Annotated in this window: 22 protein-coding genes and 1 pseudogene; 13 read left to right on the top strand and 10 right to left on the bottom strand. The window is 60.6% G+C overall.

Annotated elements, in window-relative coordinates; genetic code table 11:
* Positions 1–187 precede the first annotated feature (187 nt).
* Positions 188–364 (top strand): hypothetical protein, encoded by a 177-nt coding sequence (locus tag AKG12_RS22000; protein WP_052820419.1) that lies wholly within the window; start codon positions 188–190, stop codon positions 362–364.
* A 165-nt stretch (positions 365–529) separates the two neighbouring features.
* Here AKG12_RS22000 and katG read toward each other — a convergent pair whose 3' ends face one another.
* The gene (katG, locus tag AKG12_RS21995) at positions 530–2,701 is read right to left on the bottom strand and encodes a catalase/peroxidase HPI (RefSeq protein WP_052820418.1); all 2,172 of its coding nucleotides are present in this window, start codon (positions 2,699–2,701) and stop codon (positions 530–532) included.
* Positions 2,702–2,912: 211 nt separating this feature from the next.
* Here katG and AKG12_RS21990 point away from each other — a divergent pair, with 211 nt between their 5' ends.
* The 7 genes from AKG12_RS21990 (at position 2,913) to AKG12_RS21960 (ending at position 9,641) form a co-directional block, all read left to right on the top strand.
* Positions 2,913–3,818, top strand: coding sequence for a hydrogen peroxide-inducible genes activator (locus AKG12_RS21990; protein WP_052820417.1), 906 nt, complete (start codon positions 2,913–2,915; stop codon positions 3,816–3,818).
* 50 nt (positions 3,819–3,868) lie between these two features.
* Positions 3,869–4,870: a LacI family DNA-binding transcriptional regulator gene (locus tag AKG12_RS21985; RefSeq protein WP_052820416.1), complete on the top strand. Its 1,002-nt coding sequence runs from the start codon at positions 3,869–3,871 to the stop codon at positions 4,868–4,870.
* A gap of 172 nt (positions 4,871–5,042) precedes the next feature.
* Positions 5,043–6,077 carry a sterol desaturase family protein gene (locus AKG12_RS21980; RefSeq protein ID WP_052820415.1) on the top strand — a complete coding sequence of 345 codons (1,035 nt, stop codon included), beginning with the start codon at positions 5,043–5,045 and terminating at the stop codon, positions 6,075–6,077.
* Complete coding sequence (locus AKG12_RS21975; RefSeq protein WP_046801168.1) at positions 6,074–6,385, top strand: MocE family 2Fe-2S type ferredoxin; 312 nt, start codon at positions 6,074–6,076, stop codon at positions 6,383–6,385. The genes AKG12_RS21980 and AKG12_RS21975 overlap by 4 nt, the downstream gene beginning before the upstream one ends.
* Before the next feature lie 176 nt (positions 6,386–6,561).
* Positions 6,562–7,506, top strand: coding sequence for a substrate-binding domain-containing protein (locus tag AKG12_RS21970; RefSeq protein WP_052820414.1), 945 nt, complete (start codon positions 6,562–6,564; stop codon positions 7,504–7,506).
* A gap of 57 nt (positions 7,507–7,563) precedes the next feature.
* Positions 7,564–8,769 (top strand): NAD(P)/FAD-dependent oxidoreductase, encoded by a 1,206-nt coding sequence (locus tag AKG12_RS21965; protein ID WP_052820413.1) that lies wholly within the window; start codon positions 7,564–7,566, stop codon positions 8,767–8,769.
* Positions 8,769–9,641 (top strand): sugar phosphate isomerase/epimerase family protein, encoded by an 873-nt coding sequence (locus AKG12_RS21960; RefSeq protein WP_197283340.1) that lies wholly within the window; start codon positions 8,769–8,771, stop codon positions 9,639–9,641. Before AKG12_RS21965 ends, AKG12_RS21960 begins: the two co-directional genes overlap by 1 nt.
* Positions 9,642–9,643: 2 nt before the next feature.
* On the opposite strand, the gene AKG12_RS21955 is transcribed toward AKG12_RS21960, so the two are convergent.
* The 3 genes from AKG12_RS21955 to AKG12_RS21945 all read right to left on the bottom strand — a co-directional run bounded on the left by AKG12_RS21955 (position 9,644) and on the right by AKG12_RS21945 (position 12,635).
* Positions 9,644–10,522: a DUF3313 domain-containing protein gene (locus AKG12_RS21955; RefSeq protein WP_052820411.1), complete on the bottom strand. Its 879-nt coding sequence runs from the start codon at positions 10,520–10,522 to the stop codon at positions 9,644–9,646.
* 104 nt (positions 10,523–10,626) lie between these two features.
* Complete coding sequence (locus tag AKG12_RS21950) at positions 10,627–11,964, bottom strand: sensor histidine kinase (protein ID WP_052820410.1); 1,338 nt, start codon at positions 11,962–11,964, stop codon at positions 10,627–10,629.
* A complete protein-coding gene (locus tag AKG12_RS21945) occupies positions 11,961–12,635 on the bottom strand; it encodes a response regulator transcription factor (protein WP_046801162.1) in 675 nt (224 codons plus the stop codon). The genes AKG12_RS21950 and AKG12_RS21945 overlap by 4 nt, the downstream gene beginning before the upstream one ends.
* 188 nt (positions 12,636–12,823) lie before the next feature.
* On the opposite strand from AKG12_RS21945, the gene AKG12_RS21940 reads away from it, so the two are divergent.
* Both AKG12_RS21940 and AKG12_RS21935 read left to right on the top strand, forming a co-directional pair.
* Entirely contained in the window at positions 12,824–13,972 is a 1,149-nt protein-coding gene (locus AKG12_RS21940) for an efflux RND transporter periplasmic adaptor subunit (RefSeq protein ID WP_052820409.1), read from the top strand.
* Position 13,973: 1 nt separating this feature from the next.
* The gene (locus AKG12_RS21935; protein WP_052820408.1) at positions 13,974–17,135 is read left to right on the top strand and encodes an efflux RND transporter permease subunit; all 3,162 of its coding nucleotides are present in this window, start codon (positions 13,974–13,976) and stop codon (positions 17,133–17,135) included.
* A gap of 285 nt (positions 17,136–17,420) precedes the next feature.
* On the opposite strand, the gene AKG12_RS21930 is transcribed toward AKG12_RS21935, so the two are convergent.
* The gene (locus AKG12_RS21930; protein ID WP_052820407.1) at positions 17,421–17,963 is read right to left on the bottom strand and encodes an NUDIX hydrolase; all 543 of its coding nucleotides are present in this window, start codon (positions 17,961–17,963) and stop codon (positions 17,421–17,423) included.
* Positions 17,964–18,076: 113 nt separating this feature from the next.
* On the opposite strand from AKG12_RS21930, the gene AKG12_RS21925 reads away from it, so the two are divergent.
* The 3 genes from AKG12_RS21925 (at position 18,077) to ku (AKG12_RS21915) (ending at position 20,610) form a co-directional block, all read left to right on the top strand.
* Positions 18,077–18,721, top strand: coding sequence for a DUF47 domain-containing protein (locus AKG12_RS21925; protein WP_052820406.1), 645 nt, complete (start codon positions 18,077–18,079; stop codon positions 18,719–18,721).
* The gene (locus tag AKG12_RS21920; protein WP_052820405.1) at positions 18,721–19,725 is read left to right on the top strand and encodes an inorganic phosphate transporter; all 1,005 of its coding nucleotides are present in this window, start codon (positions 18,721–18,723) and stop codon (positions 19,723–19,725) included. Before AKG12_RS21925 ends, AKG12_RS21920 begins: the two co-directional genes overlap by 1 nt.
* 93 nt (positions 19,726–19,818) lie before the next feature.
* On the top strand, positions 19,819–20,610 hold the full coding sequence (gene ku / locus AKG12_RS21915; protein ID WP_052820404.1) for a non-homologous end joining protein Ku: 792 nt from the start codon (positions 19,819–19,821) through the stop codon (positions 20,608–20,610).
* 13 nt (positions 20,611–20,623) lie between these two features.
* On the opposite strand, the gene ligD is transcribed toward ku (AKG12_RS21915), so the two are convergent.
* The 5 genes and pseudogenes from ligD to AKG12_RS21895 form a co-directional block, all read right to left on the bottom strand.
* Positions 20,624–23,116 carry a DNA ligase D gene (gene ligD / locus AKG12_RS21910; protein ID WP_052820403.1) on the bottom strand — a complete coding sequence of 831 codons (2,493 nt, stop codon included), beginning with the start codon at positions 23,114–23,116 and terminating at the stop codon, positions 20,624–20,626.
* Between the two features lie 3 nt (positions 23,117–23,119).
* Entirely contained in the window at positions 23,120–23,947 is an 828-nt protein-coding gene (ku, locus tag AKG12_RS21905) for a non-homologous end joining protein Ku (RefSeq protein WP_052820402.1), read from the bottom strand.
* Complete coding sequence (locus tag AKG12_RS21900; protein WP_046801153.1) at positions 23,944–24,219, bottom strand: hypothetical protein; 276 nt, start codon at positions 24,217–24,219, stop codon at positions 23,944–23,946. The genes ku (AKG12_RS21905) and AKG12_RS21900 overlap by 4 nt, the downstream gene beginning before the upstream one ends.
* Before the next feature lie 29 nt (positions 24,220–24,248).
* Positions 24,249–24,353 (bottom strand): annotated as a pseudogene (locus tag AKG12_RS30385) (NAD(P)-dependent dehydrogenase); the annotation flags it as partial.
* Between the two features lie 123 nt (positions 24,354–24,476).
* Positions 24,477–26,816, bottom strand: a complete 2,340-nt coding sequence (locus tag AKG12_RS21895; protein WP_052820401.1) for a bifunctional diguanylate cyclase/phosphodiesterase — start codon at positions 26,814–26,816, stop codon at positions 24,477–24,479.
* Positions 26,817–26,833 lie beyond the last annotated feature (17 nt).

Below are 26,833 nucleotides of genomic sequence, written 5' to 3'. Positions count from 1 at the left end.
TTGGGGACGCGGGAAGCGGCGAATGCCGCAACAGACATCGCGCCCCTACGCCAATAACATGACTTATCAATTCATGTTAATAGCAAAGATCGTTATAAAGAGAAACATTCGCTTGCGCGGCAGTTCTGGAACCTCCGCCCGCACCGCCCGTTAAATCCATGACAGGACCTCAACACGGGAGATGAACATGGATCGCAAGAAGGAAGCGGGCGATTTCGCCGACAAGAAGCGCGAAGAACAGGGCCACGGTGTCATCGTTGCCGGGCCGGATGCGCATGAAAATGAAAAAGGCGGCAAGGCGCCGTCGGGGAAAGCCGAAAAACCGGCCGCTGACCGGTCGGTTTCATCATCCGACCGCCGCTGACAGTTTCTTTTGATCTCGATAGCCGCAAGTCACGCATCCCCTTTCATGCGTCATCACGGGTTAACGCCCTTGGGTAGCGCAGAGCCTGGATGGCTTTGACAAGATCAAAAAAACCTCCCCGATCGCTCGGGGAGGTTTTGCCTTATCGAGTACTCGCCTTTCCGCTCAGACGAGGTCGAAACGGTCGGCGTTCATCACCTTCGTCCAGGCGGCAATGAAGTCGCGGACGAATTTTTCCCTGCTATCGTCCTGCGCATACACTTCCGCATAGGCGCGCAGGATGGAGTTGGAGCCAACCACGAGGTCGACACGGGTCGCCGTAAATCTGGCTGCGCCGGTCTTGCGGTCACGAATCTCGTAGAGATTGTTGCCGGTCGGAACCCAGGAATAGGCCATATCCGTCAGCGTCGTGAAGAAGTCCGTCGTCAGCGCGCCGGGCTTGTCAGTGAAAACGCCATGCGCCGCACCGCCATAATTGGCACCGATGACGCGCAGGCCGCCGATGAGGACGGTCAGTTCCGGCGCTGTGAGGCCGAGAAGCTGCGCCCGGTCGAGCAAAAGTTCTTCAGGGCTGACGACATAGTCCTTCTTGATCCAGTTGCGGAAACCATCCGCCAGCGGCTCAAGCGGGGCAAAGCTGTCGGCATCCGTCTGCTCGGCGGAAGCATCGCCACGGCCGGCTGCGAAAGGCACGGCAATATCGAAGCCAGCGGCTTTCGCTGCCTGTTCCACACCGTAATTGCCGGCGAGAACGATCACATCCGCGATGCTCACCCCGGTTTCACGGGCGATCGGCTCGAGAACCGAAAGCACGCGGGAAAGACGGGCGGGCTCGTTGCCTTCCCAGTCCTTCTGCGGTGCGAGGCGAATGCGCGCGCCATTGGCGCCGCCGCGCTTGTCCGAACCGCGGAAGGTGCGGGCGCTGTCCCATGCAGTCGCAACCAGATCGGCGACCGGCAGGCCGGCAGCGGCGATCTTGGCCTTGACGGCAGCGACGTCGTAGGTGGTGGGGCCTGCTGGGATCGGATCCTGCCAGATCAGGTCTTCAGCCGGAACATCCGGACCGATGTAACGGGACTTCGGCCCCATGTCGCGATGCGTCAGCTTGAACCAGGCGCGGGCGAAGACGTCGGAGAAGTGGTCCTGGTCGTCCTTGAACTTCAGCGAAATCTCGCGGTAGATCGGATCGACCTTAAGGGCCATGTCGGCATCGGTCATCATCGGGATGGTGCGGATCGAGGCATCCTCGACGTCGACAGGCTTGTCATCCTCGGCGATGGTGATCGGCGCCCATTGCGAAGCACCGGCGGGGCTGTGCGTCAAGGTCCACTCATGCTTGAACAGCATGTCGAAGAAGCCGTTGTCCCACTTGGTCGGCTCGCTCGTCCAGGCGCCTTCGATGCCCGACACCACGGTGTCGCGGCCAATACCGCGGCCCTTGGTGTTGATCCAGCCAAGGCCCTGATATTCCGGGCCTGCGGCTTCCGGATCGGGGCTGAGATTGGCGGCGCTGCCATTGCCGTGCGATTTGCCGATGGTGTGGCCGCCGGCGGTCAGCGCCACGGTTTCCTCATCATCCATACCCATGCGGGCAAAGGTTTCGCGCATCTGCGCCGCCGTCGCCAGCGGATCGGACTTGCCGTTGACGCCTTCCGGGTTGACGTAGATGAGGCCCATCTGCACGGCGGCAAGCGGGTTTTCCAGCGTCTCGGGCTTGCTCACATCGCCGTAGCGACCATCGCTCGGCGCCAGCCATTCCTTCTCGTCACCCCAATAGGTGTCCTTTTCCGGAGCCCAGATATCTTCACGACCGAAGGCAAAACCGAAGGTCTTCAGACCTGCGACGTCGTAGGCGATGGTGCCGGCGAGCGCGATGAGGTCTGCCCAGGAAATCTTGTTGCCGTATTTCTTCTTGATCGGCCACAGCAGGCGGCGACCCTTGTCGGTGTTGACATTGTCCGGCCAGGAATTGAGCGGGGCAAAACGCTGGTTGCCGGTGTTGGCGCCACCGCGACCGTCCGTCACGCGGTAGGAACCGGCCGCATGCCAGGTAACACGTGCCATCATGCCAACATAGCTGCCCCAGTCCGCCGGCCACCATTCCTGGCTGTCCGTCATCAGCGCACGCAGATCGGCCTTCAGGGCCTCGACGTCGAGCGTCTTCAGGGCTTCGCGATAGTTGAAGGAGGTGCCGAGCGGATTGGTCTTGGTGTCGTGCTGATGCAGGATGTCGAGGTTCAGCGCATTCGGCCACCATTCGGTCACCGATTTACCGGAGGCCGTATTGCCTCCATGCATGACAGGACACTTGCCAGCCGGTTTTGAAGTTGCGTCCATTTCGCCCTCCGATGGGTTTAGCAATTAAACAAAATAATCAGTTCGACATGTGCAGCATTCCGAGCCAGAGGCGGCGGCAGGTCATGGGAAGACCGTGCAGCGACGCTGGTGACCTTTCACAGCTACAGCTTCTTTCTGTCATGAAGATGACTAACAGCCGGGTTCCATAATTTCCAATTGTATATTCTAAAGGCTGCGATATGCTGAGCTTATGATTGCGCTCTCCATGAAACATCTCCGTTATTTCGACGCGCTGGCCAAGATCGGCCATTTCGGACGGGCGGCGGAAGCCTGCGCCATTTCCCAACCGGCGCTCTCGCTGCAAATCCGCGAGCTGGAGGAACTGATCGGCGCGCCGCTCGTCGAACGCGGCAGCCGCCAGATCAGGCTGACGACGCTTGGCGAGGAATTCGCCGAGCGCACCCGTTCGATCCTGCGGTCGGTGGATGAGTTGCAGGATCTGGCGCGTGCGGGCCAAGGCCCTCTCAGCGGCCGCCTGCGCATCGGCGTCATCCCCACTGTCGCGCCTTATCTTTTACCACAGGTCATCAAAACACTCACCCGGCATTATCCGGGGCTGGAGGCGCGGCCGCGCGAGGCGGTGACGCAAAAACTGATCGAAGACCTGCTGGAAGCGCGGCTGGATATGGCGATCGTCGCGCTGCCCGTATCGGAACCCGCCCTCGAAGAGGTTCCGCTGTTTTCGGAGGAATTCATTCTCGTGCGGCCGATGGAGGATGCGGGCATGCCGGTGCCGAGCGCCGACAAGCTGGGTGAAATGCGCCTGCTGCTGCTGGAGGAAGGCCATTGCTTCCGCAATCAGGCGCTTTCCTTCTGCAGCACGACCAATGCGCCGCCGCGCGTGCTTATGGAAGGCAGTTCGCTTTCCACCCTCGTACAGATGGTTGGCGCTGGCATCGGCGTCACGCTCATTCCGCAGATGGCGGTCGATATGGAGACGCGGCAATCCACCGTCTCGGTGTTCCGGCTGGCAGAACCGCGCCCGTCGCGCACCATCGGCATGGTGTGGCGCAAGAGCAATCCGCTGTCCGGGCACTTCAGCCATATTGCCGAGATTGTCCGCGAATGCGGTCTCCAGAAACTTGGCATCGCCTGATCCATCTGCAGCAGAATCCGACATCCGCACCACCAGTAGGGAACCCGAATGTGAGCAGGCCGAATTATCGCGATATCGCCCGTCTTGCAGGTGTCGGGACAGCAACGGTCGAGCGGGTGCTGAACGGGCGTGGCGGTGTTCGCGCCGAACTCGTGGAAAAGGTCGTCATCGCCGCGCGGGAATTGGACTATCCCCGCACCCTGCCGGAAACCCACCGCGGATTGCTTCGCATAGAAGTGCTGATGGTACGCCCCGAAACCACCTTTTATCGGAGGCTTTCCAAGGCCTTCGAAAGAATTGCCGCAACGCTCGACCCTCTTGTCGTCGTTCACCGCAGCTTTGCTGAAGAAATGAAGCCGGAAGAACTGGCAAGCCGCATTATCGCCGCCGGCGAAGCGCGCGCCGGCCTGATCCTCGCTGTTCCAAGCAGCCCGGCGGTCAGGGCTGCGGTCGAAGCAGTGGTCGCCCGCGGCATTCCCGTCGTCCATGTCGTCACGCGCGCCTCGGCCGAAAAGGGTGAGTTCATCGGCATTGACAATGGTGCGGCGGGACGGACGGCGGCACATTTCATCACCCGCATGGCGCACCGGGACGGCCCGGTCATAGCGCTCTGCCATCCGATCTATCAGGTTCATCGCGACCGTATCAGCGGCTTTTCCGACTATTTCCGCGATCATCCCGGGGAACATCATTTCGAATGGCTGGGTTTTACCCGCGATGACGAATATTACAGCGCCGAGGCTCTGCGCATGGCGCTCGATCTCTACCCCGACATGGCCGGCCTTTATAATGTTGGCGGCGCCAATGCCGCGCTGATCGACGTTCTTCGCCGTCACCCGCGCGGAGGAGACATCTTCTTCGTCGGCCATGAATTGACCGATTATACCCGCAAGGCGCTGAACGACGGCATCATGGACATCGTGCTCGATCAGGCGCCCGAGGCGCAGGCCCGCCGGGCGCTGGACCTTGTCCTGAAAAGGATCGGCCTTACCGATATCGAACCTGACAGCGCGCCCATTCGCTTCGTCACCATCACCGCGCAGAGCCTTTGATCTGATTTGATCAAGGAAGGTTTCGGCTTTCACCGCCCTCACTGCTAATTTTGCGTCAGGGAGGAAGGCCGCAGATCGTGAGGAGCGACGGGCGACCACGGCGTGCAAACGTCCCCTTCATCGTGAGAACTTGCGCGGGCGTATCGGGAGCGATCGTCCGAAGGAGAGCGCTATGGACGATCTGAAATATGGAACGCGCAACAAGCGCGGCGACTGGGCGCCGAACCAGCCGGTGGAAACGGCGCCGCTATTCGCCTTTCCACCCCGCCTCATGGCGCTGTTAAAATGGCTGCCGCATTATTTCCTGCCCTGGAATGCGATCTTCGCGCTTTCTGCCATCGCCTATTGGGCATGGGTCATCCCGCCCGTGGAAACCATGGCGAGCCTCGGCTTCGGCTGGATCGCCTGGCTCTATGCGGTCAATGCGGTCTGCGTCTTCCTCTTTTACGGCGGCTTCGAACTGCATCTCTATATTCTGAAGCGGCAGGAAAACCGTTTCAAATATAACGGCAAGTTTCCGGCCGAACAAAAGAGCAAGGCCTTCTGGTTCGAAAGCCAGAACCTCGACAACATCCTGCGAACCTTCCTTTCCGGCGTGACCATCTGGACCGCCATCGAAGTGGCAATGCTGTGGGCCTATGCCAATGGTTATGCGCCCTGGCTCAGCTTTGCCGAAAATCCGTGGACGCTCGCTGCCGTCGCGCTTGTCGTGCCGATCATCCACGAGTTTCACTTCTTCTGCGTTCACCGGCTTATCCATATGCCGCTGCTCTACAAATGGGTGCATTCCGTCCACCATAATTCAGTGAACCCGTCGCCATGGTCGTCGCTCTCCATGCATCCGGTCGAGCATCTCCTGTATTTCGGCACGGCCTTTTATCACCTGATCCTGCCGTCCAACCCGGTCCTCATGCTCTACCAGCTGCACTATGCGGGTTTCGGCGCGATCCCCGGCCATGTGGGCTTCGACAAGGTCGAGATCGGCGAGGACGGGCTGGTCGATAGCCATGCCTATGCGCATTACCTCCACCACAAATATTTCGAGGTGAATTACGGCGATGCCCTCATCCCGCTCGATCGGTGGTTCGGCACCTGGCACGACGGCTCGGCCGAAGGGGAAGCCCGCATGCAGGAACGCTATCGCAAACGCAAAGAAAAACTCGCGGCCCGCAAGGCGCGCAACACAATCGGAGAGGCAGCCGAATGAGCTGGGTTTCAGCCTGCAGACTTGACGATATCGAACAGGAAGGCGCAATCCGCTTCGACCACGCCGGGCGCACCTATGCGATCTATCGCGCCCCGGATGACAGCGTTTATTGCACCGCGGGCCTCTGCACCCATGAGGCGATCCATCTTGCCGAAGGGCTGGTGATGGATTTCGAGGTGGAATGTCCCAAGCATTCCGGCGCTTTCGATTACCGCACCGGCGAAGCGCTGCGGCTCCCCGCCTGCGAGAATCTCAAAACCTATCCGGCCGAAGTGGTGGACGGCGAAGTGCGCGTCACCATCGGCTAGAGCATTTCTAGGAAAAGTGGAACCCGGTTTTCCGTCCGGAAATGCGACAAAACAAAGAGTTAGAGCGGTTTCGCGATTCGAAGAAAAGCGAAAACGCTCTAAGCCGAGCTTTCGAGCAGGCCCGAAAGGGCCTCCGGAATGCACCCGGGCGGCCCGGCGCCCCAAGGGAGGACGACATGAAATCCATCTGTACCATGGCCGCGCTGGCGGTCCTGCTGGCGGGCACCGCATCGGCCGAAACGATCGGCGTTTCGATGCAGAGCTTCGACAATAATTTCCAGACTTTGCTGCGCGAAGGGCTTGGCGCCCGGGCATCGGAAGTCGACGGCGTAAAGATCCAGGTCGAGGACGCGCAGGCCGATATTTCCAAGCAGCTCAACCAGGTCAATAATTTCATCGCCGCAGGCGTCGATGCGATCATCGTCACGCTTGCGGACACCTCGGCCGCACCCGGCATCAGCGATGCCGCCGCCAAGGCGGGCATTCCGCTCGTCTACCTCAATCTCGAGCCGGACAATGTCGCCAAGCTTCCCGAAAAACAGGCCTATGTCGGCTCAAGGGAAACCGATGCCGGGCGGCTGGCGGGCGAAGCGGCCTGTTCGCTGCTCAAGGAGAAGGGAAAGGTGGCGGATGCGCAGGCTTATATATTGATGGGCGATCTTGCCCATCAGGCATCGCGTGACCGTACTTCGTCCTTCAAGCAGGCACTTGCATCCGGCGACTGCAAGACCGTCACCATCGCCGACGAACAGTCGGCGGCCTGGACACGGACAAACGCCATGGACATGACGACGAACTGGATCACCGCCGGCCGGCCCATCGACGTCGTCTTCGCCAATAATGACGAAATGGCGATCGGCGCGGTGCAGGCGCTGAAGGCGGCGAGCGTTTCGATGGATGATGTCATCGTCATCGGCATCGACGCCACCCCGGACGGGCTTGCCTCCATGGCCGCCGGCGATCTTGACGCCACGGTGTTCCAGAACGCCAAGGGGCAATCGACGAGCGCGCTCGACGCCGCCGTCGCCCTGATGCGCGGCACGCCGGTCGACAAGCAGGTCATGGTTCCTTTCGAACTGGTGACGCGGAAAAACATGACCGACTACGCCAGCCGCAACTGACCCTCCCCCAGCCGGTGCGCCCTGAAAAGCGCGCCGGCCCCTTCTGACGGAGATATCATGGACGCAATCGTCATCATCGGCGCCGGCGAGGCGGGCACCCGCGCCGCCTTTACGCTGCGCGAAACGGGCTTTGCAGGCAACATCACGCTGGTCGGCACCGAGCCGCATCCGCCCTATGAACGGCCGCCGCTTTCCAAGCCGCTCGAAGGTGCCGTGCGGATGAAACCCATCTGCGCGGACGGCGCGCTGGAAGCCGCCCGCATCTCCTATCGTCAGGGCGTATCGGCGACCCGGATCGATGCGAAAGGCCGAACCGTGAGACTAGATGACGGGCAGGTGCTTGGCTATGACAGGCTGCTGCTCGCAACCGGGGCGCAGCCGCGAACACTCGCATGCCCCGGTGCCGGACAGGCGCTCAATTTCCGCACCCATGCGGATGCGGAAGCGATTTTTTCCCGCGCCGATAGCGGCGCAAGGGTCGCGATCATAGGCGGGGGACTGATCGGAATGGAGCTTGCGGCGGTGCTGCGCGGCAAGGGGCTTATGGTCAGCGTCATCGAAGCGGCGGCACGGCCGCTTGGCCGCGCGGTTCCACCGCGTTTTGCCGAAAAGATACATGCGCGCCATCGCGATGAAGGGGTGCATTTCCATCTGGGTCAGGGAGTGGCGGACATTACACCGGAAGCAGTCCTGCTGACCGACGGTGAGCGCGTGCCGGCCGATATCGTCGTCTCCGCCATCGGTGTCGTGCCCAATATCGCCCTGGCCGAAGCGGCAGGGCTTGCGACCGGCAACGGCATTCTGACCGATGCGTTTCTGTGCACCAGCGATCCCCATATCTTTGCGGCAGGCGATTGCGCGGCCGTCTCGCAAGCCGTTGGCGGACATATCCGGTTCGAAAGCTGGCGCAATGCCCGCCATCAGGCGGAAATTGCTGCGCGCAATAGTCTTGGCGCGAACGAGGCCTTTGCCGCCCTCCCGTGGTTCTGGTCGGATCAATATGATCTCGGCCTTCAGGTCGCGGGCCTGCTGCAGCCGGGACACCAAAGCGTCATTCGTCCGCTCGGCGATGGCGAACTGGAATTCTTCCTTGAGGACGGCCAGCTTGTCGCAGCAGCCGGGCTGGGTGTCGGCAACACTGTCGCCAGGGACATAAAACTGGCCGAGATGCTGATCGCCGCCGGCATCAACCCCGATCCGGAGAGCCTTGCCGACCCCGGTGTGAACCTCAAGACATTGCTGAAAAGCGCGCGGGCGGCCTGATGCAGAAGCTGCTCGTCTTTCAATCGCTCTGGGCCATGGAACGCTTGCGCCGCGACGACCCTGAGCCGACCCTTGAGGAAAACATCGCCCGGATTGCCGAAACCGGCTTCGACGGCATCAGCGCGCATTACACCAACCGTGCCGATGTGCTGCGTCTCCATGAGGCTATCAGCGGCACGGGTCTTCGGATCGAAGGTGTCTGTTTTCCGCGTCATGTCGACGACCTGCGCCACACGCTGGAACTGGCGAAGGAGTTTCCGGTCAGCCATATCGATCTGCAGGCCGACATCCGCCCGCGCCGGGTGGAAGATTGCCTGCCGCTTCTCGACGGCTGGATGCGGCTTGCCGAAGAGGCGGGCGTTCCCGTCTTCATCGAGACCCACCGCAATCGCATCACCAGCGATCTCCCATTCACGCTGGACCTGCTCGAACAACGACCCGATCTGCCGCTTCTGGCCGATCTGTCCCATTATCTCGTTGCCCGCGAATTTGCCTTTCCGGTGGAAGACGAGAGCCAGAGACAGATTCAGCGCACCCTTCATAATGCGCAGGCCTTTCACGGACGCATCGGCTCCTGCGAGCAAATCCAGATCGAGATTTCCTTTGCCCATCACCGGCCATGGGTCGATCTTTTTCTGGACTGGTGGGACTATGGTTTCCGGCACTGGCGATCGCGCGCGCCTGATAATGCCGAGCTGGTCTTCACCTGCGAACTCGGCCCCCGCCCCTATGCGATTACCGACCGGGGCGGCAACGATTCCACCGACAGATGGGCGGAATCGTTGCTGCTCAAGACGATGGCGCAGACATTATGGGCGCAGGCCGCCCGTCCCGCCAACACGGCAAAGACGGGTGCGCACAAGCCCTGCTGATTCTATCGCGAAGCGGCCTTTGCCTGCTTGTCCGTCCATTCGGGCGGTGCGCCGAATTGATCGGCCACCATGCCCTGCAAACCCCGTGACCGGCCATAGGCATCACATTCGGCATATTTCGGCTTGCCGCCGAGGGCCGAGCGCATGCGGTGGCCCGACGGGATCGAAATATCCAGTCCTTCGGAGGTCTTGCCTTTGACGAGGATGCGGGCGAAATAATTGGCGAAGTCAGAGGCAAGCCCGTAGGCATCGCCGATTTCCGAAACACGGGCACTGTCAGTGAAGGAATTGGCACCCTTCGACCAGACGGCGGCGGCGCGCTGGACGCCGGTACTGTCCACCGCCTCCGACTCGACCGCCAGGCCGCCGAGGCCCACCGGCAATCGCGGCACGCCGACCGGCAGGACAAAGTTGCTGCCGAGCGATACGGCGGTTGAAACCCCCGCCATGGTCTTGTCGGTCGGCACCAGATCAGTGATGACGGTGCGCACCGTCATATCCGCCGGCTGGCCAAGAGCGGCGATCCGGTATTTGTCACTGAGCGCCACGCAGATGGCACGATCGAGCGCATTGGACACAAGCGCGCGGTCTTTTTCCGATGTGACCCGCGACGAGGCGGTGAAGGAAAACGTGGTGGGCACGATGGCGACGGTTTTAACCGCTGCCAGGCCCTTGGCATCCACGAAGGTTCTGGTCTTGGTGAACTTGCCCTTGGCAGGGCTGAGCTGCGCATAGGATGTCAGCGTACCGCCCTCCTGCAGCGGAACGGAGGCACAGCCGGACATGATGAGGGCAAAAGGCAAGGTGGCGAAGGTGGCGCTGCGGCTGCGCGCAACTTTGCCGCCGCTGGCCGTGACGAACGGATTCCGCTGGTGTTTCATTGCATGTGCTCCGGTTGGAAAGATTTCCTGTGCCCCACACGCTACGACAGCTAAAATTGCGGCAGCATTACAATCACAGTCCGGGGGCGTTGCAAAAATCGCGATCAGAAGCAGAGCCGGAATGTGCTTCCGAAGGCGGAGCTTTCCAGAAGGACACGTCCATTGTGGTCAGCGACGATCTGCTTGACGAGACTGAGACCCAGACCTGCTCCCGTGCTTCGTGGCGTCACGCGATAAAATGGCTCGAATATCCGCTCCTGCTGGTCTTCGGCTATGCCCTGCCCTTCATCGGAAATCGCAATTTCGCCGTTTGCGAGAACCGAGACATGGATCATCCCTCTGTTTGCTCCATGGTCGATGGCGTTGCGCACGATATTGCTGACGGCGCGTGGCAAAGCGAACGGGTTGCCCTGCATTTCGTAGCGCGCGATCTGCGTGTCAAAGGAAATATCGTAACCCGCCGACAGCGCCAGCGGCGCCAGATCGGCAACGACCGTGCGGGCGATCTCGACGAGATCGACCGTCTCCCATCGGTCATGTACCTGATCGTTCCGCTCGACGGCCAGAAGCTGTTCCGCGGTTTCACCAAGCCGCGCGACATCCTCCATCAGGCGCTGCCGTTCTGGCCCTTCCGGCAGACCCTCAATCCGGGTCTGCATGATGGCGATCGGTGTTCTGAGTTCATGCGCCGCATCGATGAGAAACCGTTGCCGCGCCCGGAACTGCTGCTCGAGCCGTTCGAGGATGCTGTTGAAAGACACGATAAGCGGCACGACTTCCCGCGGCACATCCTCGACGGGCAGCTTCGAGCCCGCCCGGCGCGGGTCGATCTCCGGGGCTTTCCGGACAACGGAACTGAGACCGGCGAGCGCCTGGCGCACGATGCGCGGCACGGAAAAGAACACCGCAGGCAGGATAACCGCCAGCAGCGGAACATAGATCGGATAAGTGCCGAGAAGAAGCGTCAGAAACGACGCGCTGATATGGGAGGTTCCGCCGAACATGACCCTCAGCGGCCCAGATGCCGTATCGAGACTTTCAGACAACGCGACCTCGGATATGCCGGCGCCGCCGCGAATATCAGCGTCCATCATCAGATGGGCGTAACGCGACAGCTCGGCATAGACCGCTGGCACAGCGCCATAGGTCACGGACTGGCCATCCAGCGTCGAGGCAACGAACCAGAGTTCTTCATTCTCCGCCTTGAGGGCCTTCAGCGCCGGCCCCTCGGTGATGACGAGCCCCTTCTGCGGATCGAGCGAAAGCGACTCGTCGAGTGTCGCAGACAGATCCTCCCAAAGCCCGATATTGGGAGAGACCCGCATCACCCCGTAAACACAAAGCCCGATGATGACGACGGCGATCATGGCGGAGACGACGATGCTGAGCTGCCAGCTCAATTGCCACCAAAGGGACGGATTGGATTTACCCTGCGCCTTCATGCATCCTCCTTGAGCAGATAACCGATGCCGCGAATATTATGCACGCTCACCCCGGCGGAGGCGTCGAGCAGGCGTTTGCGCAGTCGCGATATATGCGCGTCGAGCGCATTGGACTGGATTTCCTCCTCATAATTGTAGACGGCCGCCTCGAGCGTCGAGCGCAGCACCGACTTGCCTTTACGTTTGGCGAGCGCGACGAGAACCAGAAGCTCGCGTCTTGGAAGATCGAGGGGAAGCGAATTGATGGTGACGCTGAGATGCAGCGGATCGATCACGATCCGACCGGCGGCTATCTGGGCCGGTGCAAGGCTTGCCGGCCGTCTCAAAACCGCGCGCACCCGCGCCAGAAGCTCGCCGATGAGAAACGGCTTGCCCAGATAATCGTCCGCGCCGCCATCCAGTCCCGCGATGCGGTCCTCCGGTTCGTTCATCGCGGTAAGCAGGATGATCGGCGTATCGACGCCGGCGCGACGCAGTTTCGGGATCAGCGCAAGCCCCTCCCCATCCGGCAGCCGGCGGTCAAGCAGGATGGCGTCGTAAACATGCTGGCGCGTTAGCTCCATCGCGTCACCTAACCGCATCGTATGGTCGATGATGATACCCTGCTTGCCGAGCGTCGCCGACAGCGCATCCGCCATTTCTTTTTCATCTTCGATCAACAGAAGTCTCATATGTCACCGTCCCTTTGCCAGCCGTTGTCTGCCAGAAAGGTTGCGGCAGTATTGCGGCGAAGACGATGCGGCAGGGTAATGCTGCTGCAATTATGGCCCCCTATCCAGACACCATCCGCCTGAATAACGGGCGACGTGACAGCTCAGTGAGCCGTTACCGGAAGAGCTTTGTGTGGAAGGATTGTATTATGTGGGTGAAGAGAAGCATCAAGGCCGGGATCGCGCTTGCGGGCTGCGCTCTCGTCGTTACTGCACTCGACCCGGCGCGCGGCAGCGTCGATGCGAATGAACGCGTCAAGGGAATTGTCGAGGCCAGCCTCCTGAGCCCGGCCGGCATTCCCTTCGAACTGACGGCTGCGGAAACGGCGAAGATCGGCACGCGCCAGATGGTGGAGAAGCTCAGCATCAGCGGCGAACTTCAGCCGGTCAGCCGAATCGTGATCCGCGCCCGCGAGGCCGGGAAAATTCTGGAGATGAACATCCGGGACGGACAGGCGGTGCGGGCCGGTGATGTGCTGGTGCGCTTTGAAACCGATGATCTGCAAGCGGCGCTGCTGCAACGGCAAAGCGACCGGGACGCGGCCGAGGCCGAACTGACACTGGCGATGCTGGCACTGACGAGAACCGAACAGCTTGCCACCAAAAACATCACGTCGGCGGAACAGCTGGACAAGGCGAAAAGCGATGTCGTGGTGAAAACAGCGAGGGTTCAAAGCCTTTCGGCCCAGATGGATATCGCCCGCCTCGCCCTTAGCAACGCGGAAATCCGTGCGCCTTTCAGTGGTACCGTCACCCGCCGGCTGGCCGAAGCAGGCGCGCGCGTCAGCGCCGATGGCGAGCTTCTCACACTGGTCGATACCAGCGTGCTGGAAGCGAAGGTTCTCGTCGCCACCCGCGATATTCCCCGTGTGAGCGTTGGCCAGACAGCGGAACTGGAGATTGACGGCCTCGTTGGCCAGACCGTCAAAAGCACCGTCGAGCGTATCAGCCCGGTTGCCGAGGATGGCACACGTTTCGTCACCGTCTATCTGCGTCTCGTCAATGGTGACGGCCGGCTGTGGGGCGGAATGTTCGCCAGCGGATCAATCCTCGTGCGTGAAAAAAACGATGCGCTTGTGGTTCCCGCCATCGCGCTTCGCAAGGATGAGACCGGCTACCATGTGCTTAAGGTGACGGACGGCCATTTGCGCCGCCAGACGGTGGCGCTGGGATCACGCTGGCACGGCGGCAGCCTGATCGAGATCGCCACGGGCCTGAAGGATGGTGAAACGATCCTGACTGCACCGCTTCCGGAATTGCAGCCAGACATGGCAGTGACCATCGATAAGGCAGGCTAAAATGTTTTTGACCCGTATATCCGTCTCCCATCCCGTCTTTGCCACCATGATGATGGTCACATTGCTGGTCATGGGCATTTTTTCGCTGCAACGGTTGGGGCTGGATCAATATCCCAATGTCGACGTGCCTGTCGTGGTGGTGGTCACCACCTATCCCGGCGCGACGCCGGAGACCGTGGAGACCGAAGTGACACGCCCGGTCGAGGATGCGCTGAACGCCATTGGCGGTCTGGATGAGATCACCTCGACCTCTTATGAGGGGCGCTCCGTGGTCGTCGTGAAATTCAAGCTCGAGGTACAGGGAGCCGCCGCCGCGCAGGATGTGCGCGACAAGGTCGCCGCCATCGAGGCGAACTTGCCGGAAGACGCCAAGAAGCCGGTCGTCTCCCGTTTCGATCCCACCGCCGAACCTATCCTGTCCCTGGCAATCAGTTCGACGTCGCTCGATGTGCCGGCGCTCACCACCCTTGCCGACCGCAAGGTGGTGCGCCAGCTGACCACCGTGGCAGGTGTCGGACAGGCGACGCTGGTGGGTGGCCGCAAACGACAGATCGACGTTGCTATAGACGAAACACGCATGCGGGCGCTCGGGGTCGGCATCAACGAGGTGGTGAACGCGCTGCGCACCGGCAACGGCAACAGCCCGGCCGGCAGCATCGTCGATCCCGTGTCCGAACGCACGATCCAGGTTCGGGGTCGCGTCGAGGAGCCGCAGGCGCTACTGGACATGGTTGTGACAAGACGCGGTGGCGCGGCGATCCTGCTCCGCGACGTCGCCACGGTTTCCGAAGGGGCGGTCGATGCCGAAAGCCGCGCCCTCTATAACGGCCAGACGGCACTGGCAATCGATATCGTCAAGGTTCAGGACGCCAACACGGTTCAGGTCGTGACGGATGTGAGGAACCGTCTCCAGCAACTCAATACCGAGCTGGCCACGCAGAATGTCCAATTGCGCATCGTCACCGACACCTCCACGCCCATTCGGGAATCCGTCGGTCAGGTGCAGACGACACTGATCGAAGGGGCGGCGCTCGCCATCGCCATCGTTTTCCTGTTTTTGAACTCCTGGCGCAGCACGGTCATCACCGGCCTGACACTGCCAATCGCCATCATCGGTACGCTTGCCGTCATCGATTTTCTTGGTTTCACCCTCAATACGCTCAGCCTTTTGGCACTGACACTCTCCATCGGCATTCTGGTGGATGACGCTATCGTCGTGCGCGAGAACATCACCCGTCATCTGCATATGGGCAAATCCCATATTCGCGCGGCGCTCGACGGCACCAACGAAATCGGCCTTGCAGTGATTGCGACAACCGCAACCATCGTGGCGGTTTTCCTGCCGGTTGCCTTCATGGACGGCATCATCGGTCGGTTCTTCTATGAATTCGGCGTCACGGTGTCGGCTGCGGTGCTGATCTCGCTCTTCGTCGCCTTCACGCTTGATCCGATGCTTTCGAGCGTCTGGTACGACCCGGATGCGCAACCCGATGCCAGACGCGGGCCAATCGGACGGTTGATTACGCGCTTCGATCATGGTTTCGAATGGCTGGCCGAACAATATCGGCATGTGATCGGCTGGACATTGCGCCACCGGCTCATCACGTTGCTCACCACCATCGGCATCTTCATCGGAAGCCTGTTCATGGTGCCGCTGGTCGGCACGGAATTCGTGCCGAACACCGACGAAGGCCGCTTCCAGGTTACCGTTACGGCGCCAGCCGGTTCCTCGCTGGATTACACAACGGCGAAGGTCCGACAGGTCGAGAAGGCACTGAGGGAGTTCCCCGAAGTCGAGACGCTCTATTCCACCATCAACACCGGTGGTGCGGCGGGCAAGCAGCGCGCCGCGGTGCTGGTGGGGCTGGTGCCGCTGGAAGCGCGCACGCAGACGCCCGCGATGCTGGCTGAACCGATCCGCAAGCGCCTGTCAGCCGTACCTGGCATAGAGGTCGCGATCCTTCAGAACGGCCTTGGCGGCGGTGAAAGCCCGGTGCAGCTCAGCATCCTCGGTGACGACCGCGCCGTCCTTGAAAAAATAGCCGCAGGTCTGGTGGAGGATATGAAAATGATCCCCGGCCTCGTGGATGTGAATTCCAGCGCCCGCAACGTGACCTCGGTCCTTTCCGTGCGTCTGAAACGCGAGGCGGCGAGCGATCTCGGCATTTCCCGCGCAGATCTGGCCACTGCCCTCTCTCCGCTCATCGGTGGCGAAGATGTGTCGAAATGGACGGATACGGGCGGCAACAGCTATGACATCGTCGTGCGCCTTCCCGGCGAACGGCGCTCCGATGCCGCAACCCTCGGCGAATTGATGATCGCGACCGGTCGCACGGCATCGAATGGCGCGCCCGTGATGGTGCGTCTCGATCAGGTGGCCGAGATCGGCACCGCGCCGGCACCGGCTGAAATCCGCCGCATCGACAATCGCCGCGAGGTGCTGGTTTCGGCCAACATTGCCGGCCGCACGCTAGGTGATGTGACCAATGCCCTGCAGAGCCTGACCGCTGCCCGCGATCTGCCGGATGGTTACCGCATCCGCTTTGGCGGCGAGGCCGAGACCATGCAGGAGACGATTGGCCACATGGTCAAGGCGCTCATCATGGCGGTTATTTTCATCTACATCGTGCTTGCCTCGCAATTCGGCAGCTTCCTGCAACCGCTCGCCATCATGGCCTCTTTGCCGCTCTCGCTGGCCGGCGTCCTTCTGGGGCTGATGGTGGCCGGCAGCACGATCAACATGTTTTCTTTGATCGGCTTCATCATGCTGATGGGCCTCGTCACCAAGAATGGCATCCTGCTGGTCGATTTCGCCAACAGGGAGAGAAAACGCGGGCTTTCCCTCAACGAAGCGCTGGCGAACGCCGGTGTCATCCGATTCCGGCCGATCATCATGACAACGCTTGCAATGATCTTCGGCATGATTCCGCTTGGGCTCGCCATCGGCGGTGGCGGTGCGCAGCGCGCGCCGATGGCGCATGCGGTGGTCGGCGGCCTCATCAGCTCCACCCTCCTCACCCTGATCGTCGTGCCAACCATCCTGTCCTATATCGACAGTATCACGAGGCGTTTCGCCCACCTTTTGCCAAAAGCACCGGATGAGGCTGGAAAAGCGGGCACGGCCGATCACTCCGCCCAGACCCGCGAGGCGCAGCCCGGCTGAAACCCCTTGGTTTTCTAAAGACGGTCATTGACGGGAGAGGCAGCAATGCTTTTCCCGTCAATGGGGCGACAGTTCTTACCGGAGCAGAAGTATGGTGGCCGGCCCTGCCAGAAGCACGGCAAACACGATGATGGGATGGATGTAGCGGCCAAGAAGCCGCATGGCGGCACGACATAAACGCATAATGCACCTGATGAAATTCATCCGGCAAAATTGAGTATGCCATGTTGCAAAGACATTACGGCACAGGGTCCAGGCTCTGTTCACGGAGAACACGGCGACCTGTCAGGGTCTCTCACCCGCCCCGTCTTTCCTTTTGCCCTTGGGTTTGAAATCAACCAGCAATGATTTCAGTTCGATTTCCCGAACGCGCCTCGCTGCCTCATCCGGACGGACCCATTCAACCAGGCGTTCGCCGCGTTCCTTGAAACTCGTTTCCGCACCCGTCACCTCGATCTGAAACACATCGACCATGCACGGGACGACATCGCCATTGTCGAGCATCTTCAGATAGGTGTAGCGGCCAATGGCTGCCTTTCTCACCCGGCCGCGCACGCCCGCCTCCTCCCACGCCTCGATGGCCGCCGCCTCATGCGGCTTCTTGCGTTTCATCGGCCATCCGCGCGGAATGATCCAGCGCTGGCTGGTGCGCGATGTGACCAGAAGGATTTCAACATCATTTCCGTTATCGCCGTAGCGAAAACACAAGGCGGCATATTGCTGCCGGAAAGCGCCGGTGAAGAGCTTTTCGGGAACGGCAGCAAGTTGCTGAAGCAGTGTCAGGGGGCGCACCGGACGGGTTTTCCGGCTTTTCTTGGAAGATTTCATTTGCGTTGATAGTGCCGATTTTCCGGGTTGCATCAATGCCCTGCCTGCATTTATGACAGTTTTATGACAATTACCCCCTACAACATAAATAGCGCCATTGAGGGCCAATTCGCATGATGAGCATTTTCCGCAAGCTGATGCCGCGCGAGGATCGTTTCTTCGACCTGTTCAGCAAACATTCCGAAACAGTCGTCAAGGCGGCAGGTGCGCTTGATCAACTGTTGAGCGGCATCGACGTCGAGAAGAATTGCGACCTTATCGTTGCCCTCGAAGATCAGGCGGATGACATTACCCGCGATGTGCTGCTTGCGGTGCGGCGCAGCTTCATCACCCCCTTTGATCGCGGCGACATCAAGGACCTCATCCAGTCGATGGATGACGCCATCGACATGATGCACAAGACGGTGAAGACCATCCGCCTCTTCGAACAAGGCGAATTCGACCCGCTGATGAAGGAGATGGGACACGAGATCGTGCGTGCGGCAAGCCTGATCGCCGAAGCCATTCCGCTTCTGGAAAAGGTCGGCACCAATGCGCAGCGCCTCTCGGCGATTGCCGAAGAAGTCACCCGCGTCGAAGGCCGCTCCGATGAGCTTCATGATCAGGGCCTGAAAGACCTTTTCCGCCGCCACGGTGCGGCCGGTAACGCCATGGCCTATATGATCGGCAGCGAGATCTACGGCGAACTCGAAAAGGTCGTCGACCGCTTCGAGGATGTGGCCAACGAGATCAGCGGCATCGTTATCGAGAACGTCTGATGGATGTCGCACTTGCCCTGCCGCTGCTTGTCGGCCTTATCGCCATCGCGCTGTTCTTCGATTTCCTGAACGGTCTCCATGACGCTGCAAATTCCATCGCCACCATCGTTTCCACCCGCGTATTGCGCCCGCAATATGCGGTTGCCTGGGCGGCGTTCTTCAATTTCATCGCCTTCCTGTTTTTCGGGCTGCATGTGGCGGAAACGCTCGGCACCGGCATCATCGATCCGGCCATCGTTTCGCCGCAGGTGATCTTTGCCGCCCTCATCGGCGCGATTGTCTGGAACATCGTCACCTGGGTTTTTGGCATTCCTTCCAGTTCGTCACATGCGCTGATCGGCGGCCTCGTCGGTGCCGGATTTGCGAAAGTGGGCTTTAATTCCATCGTCTGGTCGGGCCTCTTGAAAACTGTCGGGGCCATCTTCATGTCGCCGGCCATCGGCTTTTTCCTGGCACTGCTGCTGGTGCTCGCCGTTTCCTGGCTGTTCGTGCGGCAGACACCCTTTGCGGTGGATCGCACCTTCCGCGTCATGCAGTTCATCTCCGCCTCGCTTTATTCGCTCGGCCATGGCGGCAACGACGCGCAGAAGACCATGGGAATCATCGCCGTGCTGCTGTTCAGCCAGGGGCATTTGGGCGAAAGTTTCTACGTGCCGTTCTGGGTGGTCATTTCCTGCCAGTCGGCCATGGCGCTCGGCACGCTGTTCGGCGGCTGGCGCATCGTGCATACCATGGGCTCGAAGATAACCCGGCTGAACCCGATGCAGGGTTTCTGCGCCGAAACCGGCGGCGCGCTGACATTGTTCGGCGCGACATGGCTCGGAATTCCGGTCTCCACCACCCACACGATTACCGGCGCCATCGTTGGCGTGGGGGCTGCCCGCCGGGTTTCGGCGGTGCGCTGGGGGCTTGCCGGCAACATCGTCATCGCATGGATCGTCACCATGCCGGCCGCCGCACTGATTTCCGCCGCCGTCTACGGGCTGACCTCGCTGCTCGGCTGACAGCTCCCCCTGCCCGCTTGCCATTCTCCCGGAACAAATACCGCCCCGCGGAAGTTTGATCCGGGAGATCAACGGCGAAACGGATCGCGGACAATGGCACGGCAGGTTTTCTGGAAGGGTTATCTGAAGCTGTCGCTGGTGACGGCCTCCGTCTCGCTGACACCAGCGACGACCGAGGGTAACAAATACACCTTCCACATCCTCAATCGCAAAACCGGCAACCGTGTCGAAAGCCGCTATGTCGACAGCATCACTCATCGGCCTGTAGCAGCAAAAAACCAGGTGAAGGGGTTTCCCCGCGCCGAGGACGACTATGTGCTGCTGGAAGACGAAGAGATCGATGCCGTGGCGCTGGAAAGTACCCGGACGATCGATATCAGGACTTTCGTACCGAAGGGGTCCATCGACTGGATCTGGTATGACCGCCCGCACTTTCTGCGTCCGGAAGACAAGATCGGCACCGAGGCCTTCAGCGTCATTCGCGAAGCCATGACGGCCAACGGCGTGTTCGGCATTGCGCGGCTGGTGCTCTACCGCCGTGAACGGGCCGTTCTGCTGGAACCTTCAGGCAAGGGCATCATCCTATGGACACTGCATTATGGCGAAGAGGTGCGCGAGAGCATCGACGCGCTAGACCCGAAAATGAAAATTGAAAAACCGCTGCTGCAAGCCATGGAAAAACGCATCGGCAAACAGATGACCGGCTGGAAGCCAACTTTGGTGCAGGACCCGATCCAGAAAAAGATCAAGGCGCTTTTGAAGACCAAAGGCGACGAGACACCGTCTTCCAAAAAGAAAACCGGCACGAAATCCCGCACCGGCGGCAATGTCATCAACATCATGGACGCACTGAAAAAAAGCCTCGCCACCGAAAAACGAAGCTGAAGATCAGCTGTTGTCAGCGGGCTTTTTTCGGCAACGGTTCCGCTGCGGCGAAAAAACCGTCCCATGGGTCTTTTTTCAGGGCTGAAAGGCGCGCGCCGATATTATTGACGGTAAAATGCGCCGGACCGATCTCGGCCGTGAGTTCCGACCATTCCAGCGGCGCGGAAATGGCCGCACCCGGCCGGGCACGGGTCGAATAGGGCGCGACGGCCGTATTGCCCCTGCCATTGCGCAGATAATCGATGAAGAGGCGGCCTTTGCGTTTCGCTTTCGTTGCCACGGAAAGATATTTATCGGGTTCCGCCTTCGACATATCGGCGGCCATCGCCTTTGAGAAAGCCTTGACGGCGGCCCAGCCCGCCTGCGGTTTGAGCGGCGCCACGACATGCAGGCCCTTGCCGCCGGAGGTCTTGACGAAGGCCGCAAGCCCGGCATCTTCAAAACGCCGTTTCAGTTCCAACGCCGCCTCGATCACCTCTTCCCACGCGACGTCTTCGCCGGGGTCGATATCCATGGTGATCATATCCGGCCTCTCCCAGTTGGCGGTAGTGGCTCCCCATGGATGAATTTCGAGCGTTGCGGACTGGACCAGAGCCATGAGACCGTCGAAATCGGTGATGCGGATCAGCGGTTCGCCGCCCTTGTCCTTGGGGTCCTTGATCTGTTCCACGGCCTTGTTGATGCCGCGCCAGGCGTGTTTCTGGAAAAAACGCTGCCCCTCTATGCCCTCGGGACAGCGCAGCAGCGCCAGCGGTCGGTCGACGACGAAGGGCGCCATATGCCGCCAGACCTGCGCATAATAATCGGCGAGCCCCTCCTTGGTCACACCGTCATCCGGCCAGTAAAGCCGATCCGGATGGGTGAATTTGATGGCGGATTGCGGCGCGTTTGTATCGCTCACGGCCTTCTCCTCGCGTTCGATTTCTTCCACCGGCTTGTCTTCGCGCAGGCCCCGGAAGGACGCATGACGCAGATTGCCATCTCCAGACCAGGCGCGAAACTCCACTTCCGCCACCAGTTGCGGCGTGACGAAGTGAAGGTCGCGGCGCGCAAGCGCGGAGAGCTTGTCGCCAAACGGGCTTTCCTTGCGGTCCAGCGGTTTCAGGCGGCCAAGCAGCATTTCGGCCACTTCGCCCGTGTAGCCGGTGCCGACACGGCCGACATGGCGCAGCTTGCCCTTTTCATAAACGCCAAGCGCCAGCGAGCCGATGGCGTGGTCCGATGTCGACGAAAGCGTGTAGCCGCCAATGACGAATTCCTGCCGCATGGAACATTTGGATTTCACCCATTCGCCCTTGCGGCCGGAAACATATTGGCTGTTCTTGACCTTGGAAATAACGCCCTCAAGGCTGAGACGGCAGGCATGATCCAGCACGAGCTCGCCACTCTCCTCGAAATGTTCGCTGTACCGAAGCTTTGGATCGCCCGCCGGCAGCAACTTTTCCAGCAGCGCCTTGCGATCGGTCAGTGCCGCCCCGCGCAGATCGGTGCCATCAAGATAAAGCAGGTCGAAGGCGTAAAAAACGAAACGGTCGCTGCGCCCCTCGCTCAAATCCTGCTGCAATGCCGAGAAGTCGGACGCGCCGCTCTCGCGCTCCACGACGATTTCCCCGTCCATGAGCAGGGTTTCCGCCGGTAGGGCTTTAAGCGCACGTGCCACCGCATCGCCAAACTTCTCCGTCCAGTCCAGCCCGCTTCGGGTCAGAAGCTGGAGTTTGCCGTGATCAAGCCGCACCTGCAGACGGTAACCATCGAATTTGATTTCATGCAGCCAGCGCAAACCGGTCGGCGGTTTCGGCTTCAGCGTCGCCAGCGCCGGCGGCACGAAGGACGGAAGCGTCTGTTTGCGTGCGCCCTTGGGCAGGGCATGCGCCTGCTTTTGGCCGGAAGAAGAGGCAGCCGCCTTTTTCGATACCGGCTTGGAATTCCACGTGTCTTTCGGTTTGGCCGCGACATCCTCGACGCTGCGTCCGGTCTTTACCGATTCCGGTCGCTCCTCCAGAATATCCGCCCCACCCTGATGCCGGGCTTTCTCATCATCACCCTTGATCAGCAGCCAGTTTTCCCTGCTCTCACCGGGTTTTCCGTGCATACGCACCAGGTGCCAGCGCCCTTTCAGCTTTTCGCCATCAAGTTCAAATTCGAGATGGCCCTTGCGATATCCTTTCCTCGCATCACCAATTGGCCTCCAGACACCACGATCCCAGACGATGACCGTTCCACCGCCATATTGTCCCTTGGGAATGACGCCCTCGAAATCACCATAGCTCAGAGGGTGGTCTTCGACATGCACCGCAAGGCGCTTGTCCTCCGGGTCGAGGCTTGGGCCACGCGTCACCGCCCAGCTTTTCAGCACCCCGTCCATTTCCAGCCGGAAATCATAATGCAGCCGGCGGGCATCATGTTTCTGTATCACGAAACTCGACCCTTGAGCTTCGGCCCGCGTACCCTTCGGCTCCGGCGTCTTGTCGAAACTGCGCTTGGCGTTATAGGTCTGCAATCCCATGCGTCAGCTCGCTTTCCGGGAAGTCCTGCGGCCCGTCGTCCTGGTTTTCTTTCCGCCATCGGCATTCGCACTGCGGCGCAGGGCCTCTTTCAGATCGATGACATTGTCTTCTTTCGGAGCGGGCCGCCTTTGGATTTCCCTGCCCTCGATCTTGGCCTTCACCAGCTCCGCGAGCGCATCATTGTAACGGTCGCTATATTCGGCGGGATCGAAGGTGCCGGCGCGTGTTTGAATAATGTGGCCGGCAAGCTCCAGCATCTCGTCATCGAACTGGATATCGGGAATGGACTTGAAAACGGTACTCTCAGCGCGCACCTCGTAACCGAAATTCAGCGTGGTGGCGATGAGCGCCTTGCCGCTTGGGCGGATCAGCAACATGCGGTTGCGGCGGAAAAGTACAGCCTCGCCAAGCGCGACAACGTTTTCGTCCTGCATGGCCTTTGCCAGCAGCGTCAGGGCCTCCTCTCCGCCGTCCTGCGTGGGGGCGAGGTAATAGGATTTGTCGAAGAACAGCTTGTCGATCTCTTCACATTCAAGAAAATGCCGGATGCGAATGACCTTGTCACTCTCCGGCATCAGTTTTGCGATCTCATCGCCTTCGATGACGATGTAGTCACCATTGTCGCGCTCGTAGCCCTTGACCTGATCGTCACGCCCGACCGCCTCGCCGGTATCGCTATCGACATATTGCCGCTCAACCCGGTGGCCGGTCTTGCGGTTGACGATGTTGAACGAGATTTTCTCCGTGGAGGTCAGCGCGGAATAGAGGCCGATTTCACAGTTGAAATCGGCAAAGGCAAGATGGCCCTTCCAGCTGGCTCTTCGGTTCATGATGGCCGTCCGCTATTAGCGTCACGTGAAGATCGATCAGCACCAAGAATACGCTCGATCGCGGGAATATCCGCCTCAGCCAGCACCGGCACGGGGTCCGATGCCATCGCCTCCAGCACCTCGGGTGTGAGGCCACCGTTACGGATGACCCACTCCATCGCCTCACGCGTCTGCCGCTCCGCCTTCAGCTGGGCATAAAGCGCCAGTATCAGCCGGTCGCGGACGTCGAGGGCGTTTACCTGAGCATCTGAACGTTCTGCCTGCCGTTTCATCTCACATCCTCAAGACTGACACGTCGCCCTCAGGCGATGCCCCTGCCACCGGTCACGCCATAGACCTCGCCATTGATGAAGCTCCCGTCCTGAGAGGCCAGCAGCACATAGACGGGCGCGAGTTCCACAGGCTGGTCGTCCGGTGCCGGACCTGGCCGACGATGTGGACATCACACGTGACCCTAACGATCTGCGTCCGCTCTCGTTCCATCATTTGGGGAATCGCGGGCAACGGCATCACGCCGTTGCGCCTTCTTTCAAACGGAATATTTCTTGCGTGTGGTCGTACCTGCGGCCCCGGCTGGCGCCACATCGGGTTTACCGAAGAGATAACCTTGTGCCTGCGCGCATCCTTCATCGACAACCATGCGATATTGCGCGTCGGTTTCGATGCCTTCCGCCGTCACCGGCAGATCGAGGCTGCGGCCAAGGCCGATTACCGCGCGCACGATGGCGCGGGCATTGTCATCATCGCTCATGGCGGCAATGAAGCTGCGGTCGATCTTGATCTTGTCGAAAGGGAAGCTCTGGAGATTGCTGAGCGAAGAATAACCCGTACCGAAATCGTCCATGACAATGGCAACGCCAAGCGCCTTGAGCTGGGTCAGAATTGTCAGCGTCGCCTTGCGGTCTTTCAGCAGGGCAGCTTCGGTGATCTCCAGTTCCAGCCGGTTGGGCGAAAGGCCGGTCTGCATCAGGATGGTGCAGACGACATGGCCCAGATTGGCCAGGGAAAATTGCAGCGGCGACACGTTAACCGCGATTTTCAGATGCGGCGCCCAGGTGTTCGCCTGACGGCAGGCCTCGCGCAGCACCCATTCGCCGAGCGAGATGATGATACCACTTTCCTCGGCGATCGGGATGAACACGTCCGGCGGCACCACGCCTCTTGTGGGATGCTGCCAGCGCACCAGCGCCTCATAACCGACGACCTCACCGCATTCGACGGAAAGGACCGGCTGATAATTCAGCACGAGCTCGTCACGATTGATTGCCAGCCTCAGATCCGTCTCGAGCTGTCGACGCTCGCGCGCCTCCTGATCCATCAGTGGGTCATAAAAGGCCAATATGCCACGGCCGCCCATCTTGGCGCGATAAAGCGCGAGATCGGCGGCATGCAGGATACTCTCGTCATCCTTTCCGTCGCGCGGAAAGACGGCAATACCGATGCTGACACCGACGGCGGTCGGATCATTGGCGGCATTCATTTTCAGGGCGAACATGGCGAGGATCGTCTCGGCAAGCAGGCGCGCTTCTTCCGCCTTGGTATGCCGCGCGGTCAGAATGACGAATTCATCACCACCGAGCCGGGCGACCACATCGCCAGATCTCGCGCATTCATCGAGAATCGCCGCGACTTTCTTGAGTACCCTGTCGCCTTCGGCGTGGCCGAATATATCGTTGACCGCCTTGAAGCGGTCGAGATCGAGCGCGAGCAGCGCAAATTCGTCGCCCTCGCCGCAATGTTCGATCTGCTGGCGCAGCCGCGTCTGGAACATGGTGCGGTTGGAAAGGCCGGTCAGCACATCGTGGCGGGCAAGATATTCGATCTCCCGCTGCGCCTCACGCTTCTCCGTCAGGTCGCGAATGGCCATGACCTCGCAGGGTCGACCGCGGTATTCGATGGTGCGCACGGCGAGTTCGAACACCTGCGCGCGGTCGGCGCGCTCACGTATGGCCTCTACGGGCGCATTACGGGGTACATAGACGGGTTGCCCATCCGTGGCCCGGAAAAGTTCATCGGGATTCTTTCCGACCAGCGACGTTTCATCGCGCCCCAGCAGGCCTGCGAAACGCGTATTCAGCTCGACGATGCGGCCATCGCGCACGACCGCAAGGCCGTCCAGTGTCGCGTCGACGAGACCCTTGAGGTCGACGAGATACCGGTCCACGAGCGCCGCGGTCGCGGTTGCGGAAAGGATCAGGAATGTCACGCCGGAAACCGCGCCGATCATGATCAGCCGGCCGAGATTGTCGGGGTCTGGTCCGGAAATGGACGGATCGGGCGAGAGAACGGTGGCCGACACGGCAGTGAAATGCAGCGCGCAGATTGCAAGGATCGACGCGGCGGCGGGAAAAACGATACGCTCCCAGGCGCCGAGGCGGTGAAACAGCCAGGAGGACAGCAGAAAAAACGCCCAGGCGACGGCAAAACCGCCAAAAACAGCCCCCCAATCGTAGCTGACCGTGGCGGCGACATCTATTCCCGCCATTCCGACGAAATGCATGACGGCAACGGACAGCGTCAGCAGGGTGGCAGAAATCACCGGGCCGTAGATTGCCTGCGTGCGGGCATTGAGCGCCAGCCAGAAGCCGAGTACGGCAAGAACGGCCGAGAGAGCGGTGAAGGAAAAATCGAAACCGATGGGAACAGTGCCCTTATAGGCGAGCATGGCCACGAAATGAGTGGCCCAGACGCTGAGCCCCGCCGCAAAGGCGGCAACCAGGACCCAATAGGGCTTTCGGCCGGAAGGACTTTCCTCAGCGCGCAACAAGAGGTGAAAAAAGGCGAGCATTCCCAGCAGACAGATCAATGCCGCAAGAAGCACGATCTCCCGATCGTGTTGGACGGCAACGCATTCCAGCACCGTGAACATGATGCACTCTCCCAGCC

The sequence above is a fragment of the Agrobacterium sp. SUL3 genome (genome assembly GCF_001263295.1).
In the GTDB taxonomy this organism is placed as follows: Bacteria; Pseudomonadota; Alphaproteobacteria; order Rhizobiales; family Rhizobiaceae; genus Agrobacterium; species Agrobacterium tomkonis.
The sequence above is the reverse complement of the archived record's forward strand: the minus strand, read 5'-3'. Positions and strand labels throughout refer to the sequence as shown.

Coding starts and splice junctions, on each gene's coding strand:
- AKG12_RS21960 (WP_197283340.1), top strand. CDS start 8,769: ATGCAGAAGCTGCTCGTCTTTCAATCGCTCTGGGCCATGGAACGCTTG.
- katG (WP_052820418.1), bottom strand. CDS start 2,701: ATGGACGCAACTTCAAAACCGGCTGGCAAGTGTCCTGTCATGCATGGA.
- AKG12_RS21925 (WP_052820406.1), top strand. CDS start 18,077: ATGATGAGCATTTTCCGCAAGCTGATGCCGCGCGAGGATCGTTTCTTC.
- AKG12_RS21955 (WP_052820411.1), bottom strand. CDS start 10,522: ATGAAACACCAGCGGAATCCGTTCGTCACGGCCAGCGGCGGCAAAGTT.
- AKG12_RS21970 (WP_052820414.1), top strand. CDS start 6,562: ATGAAATCCATCTGTACCATGGCCGCGCTGGCGGTCCTGCTGGCGGGC.
- AKG12_RS21900 (WP_046801153.1), bottom strand. CDS start 24,219: ATGAAACGGCAGGCAGAACGTTCAGATGCTCAGGTAAACGCCCTCGAC.
- AKG12_RS21895 (WP_052820401.1), bottom strand. CDS start 26,816: ATGTTCACGGTGCTGGAATGCGTTGCCGTCCAACACGATCGGGAGATC.
- ku (WP_052820404.1), top strand. CDS start 19,819: ATGGCACGGCAGGTTTTCTGGAAGGGTTATCTGAAGCTGTCGCTGGTG.
- AKG12_RS21930 (WP_052820407.1), bottom strand. CDS start 17,963: ATGAAATCTTCCAAGAAAAGCCGGAAAACCCGTCCGGTGCGCCCCCTG.
- AKG12_RS21940 (WP_052820409.1), top strand. CDS start 12,824: ATGTGGGTGAAGAGAAGCATCAAGGCCGGGATCGCGCTTGCGGGCTGC.
- AKG12_RS21980 (WP_052820415.1), top strand. CDS start 5,043: ATGGACGATCTGAAATATGGAACGCGCAACAAGCGCGGCGACTGGGCG.
- ku (WP_052820402.1), bottom strand. CDS start 23,947: ATGAACCGAAGAGCCAGCTGGAAGGGCCATCTTGCCTTTGCCGATTTC.
- AKG12_RS21935 (WP_052820408.1), top strand. CDS start 13,974: ATGTTTTTGACCCGTATATCCGTCTCCCATCCCGTCTTTGCCACCATG.
- AKG12_RS21990 (WP_052820417.1), top strand. CDS start 2,913: ATGATTGCGCTCTCCATGAAACATCTCCGTTATTTCGACGCGCTGGCC.
- ligD (WP_052820403.1), bottom strand. CDS start 23,116: ATGGGATTGCAGACCTATAACGCCAAGCGCAGTTTCGACAAGACGCCG.
- AKG12_RS21945 (WP_046801162.1), bottom strand. CDS start 12,635: ATGAGACTTCTGTTGATCGAAGATGAAAAAGAAATGGCGGATGCGCTG.
- AKG12_RS21975 (WP_046801168.1), top strand. CDS start 6,074: ATGAGCTGGGTTTCAGCCTGCAGACTTGACGATATCGAACAGGAAGGC.
- AKG12_RS21965 (WP_052820413.1), top strand. CDS start 7,564: ATGGACGCAATCGTCATCATCGGCGCCGGCGAGGCGGGCACCCGCGCC.
- AKG12_RS21950 (WP_052820410.1), bottom strand. CDS start 11,964: ATGAAGGCGCAGGGTAAATCCAATCCGTCCCTTTGGTGGCAATTGAGC.
- AKG12_RS22000 (WP_052820419.1), top strand. CDS start 188: ATGGATCGCAAGAAGGAAGCGGGCGATTTCGCCGACAAGAAGCGCGAA.
- AKG12_RS21920 (WP_052820405.1), top strand. CDS start 18,721: ATGGATGTCGCACTTGCCCTGCCGCTGCTTGTCGGCCTTATCGCCATC.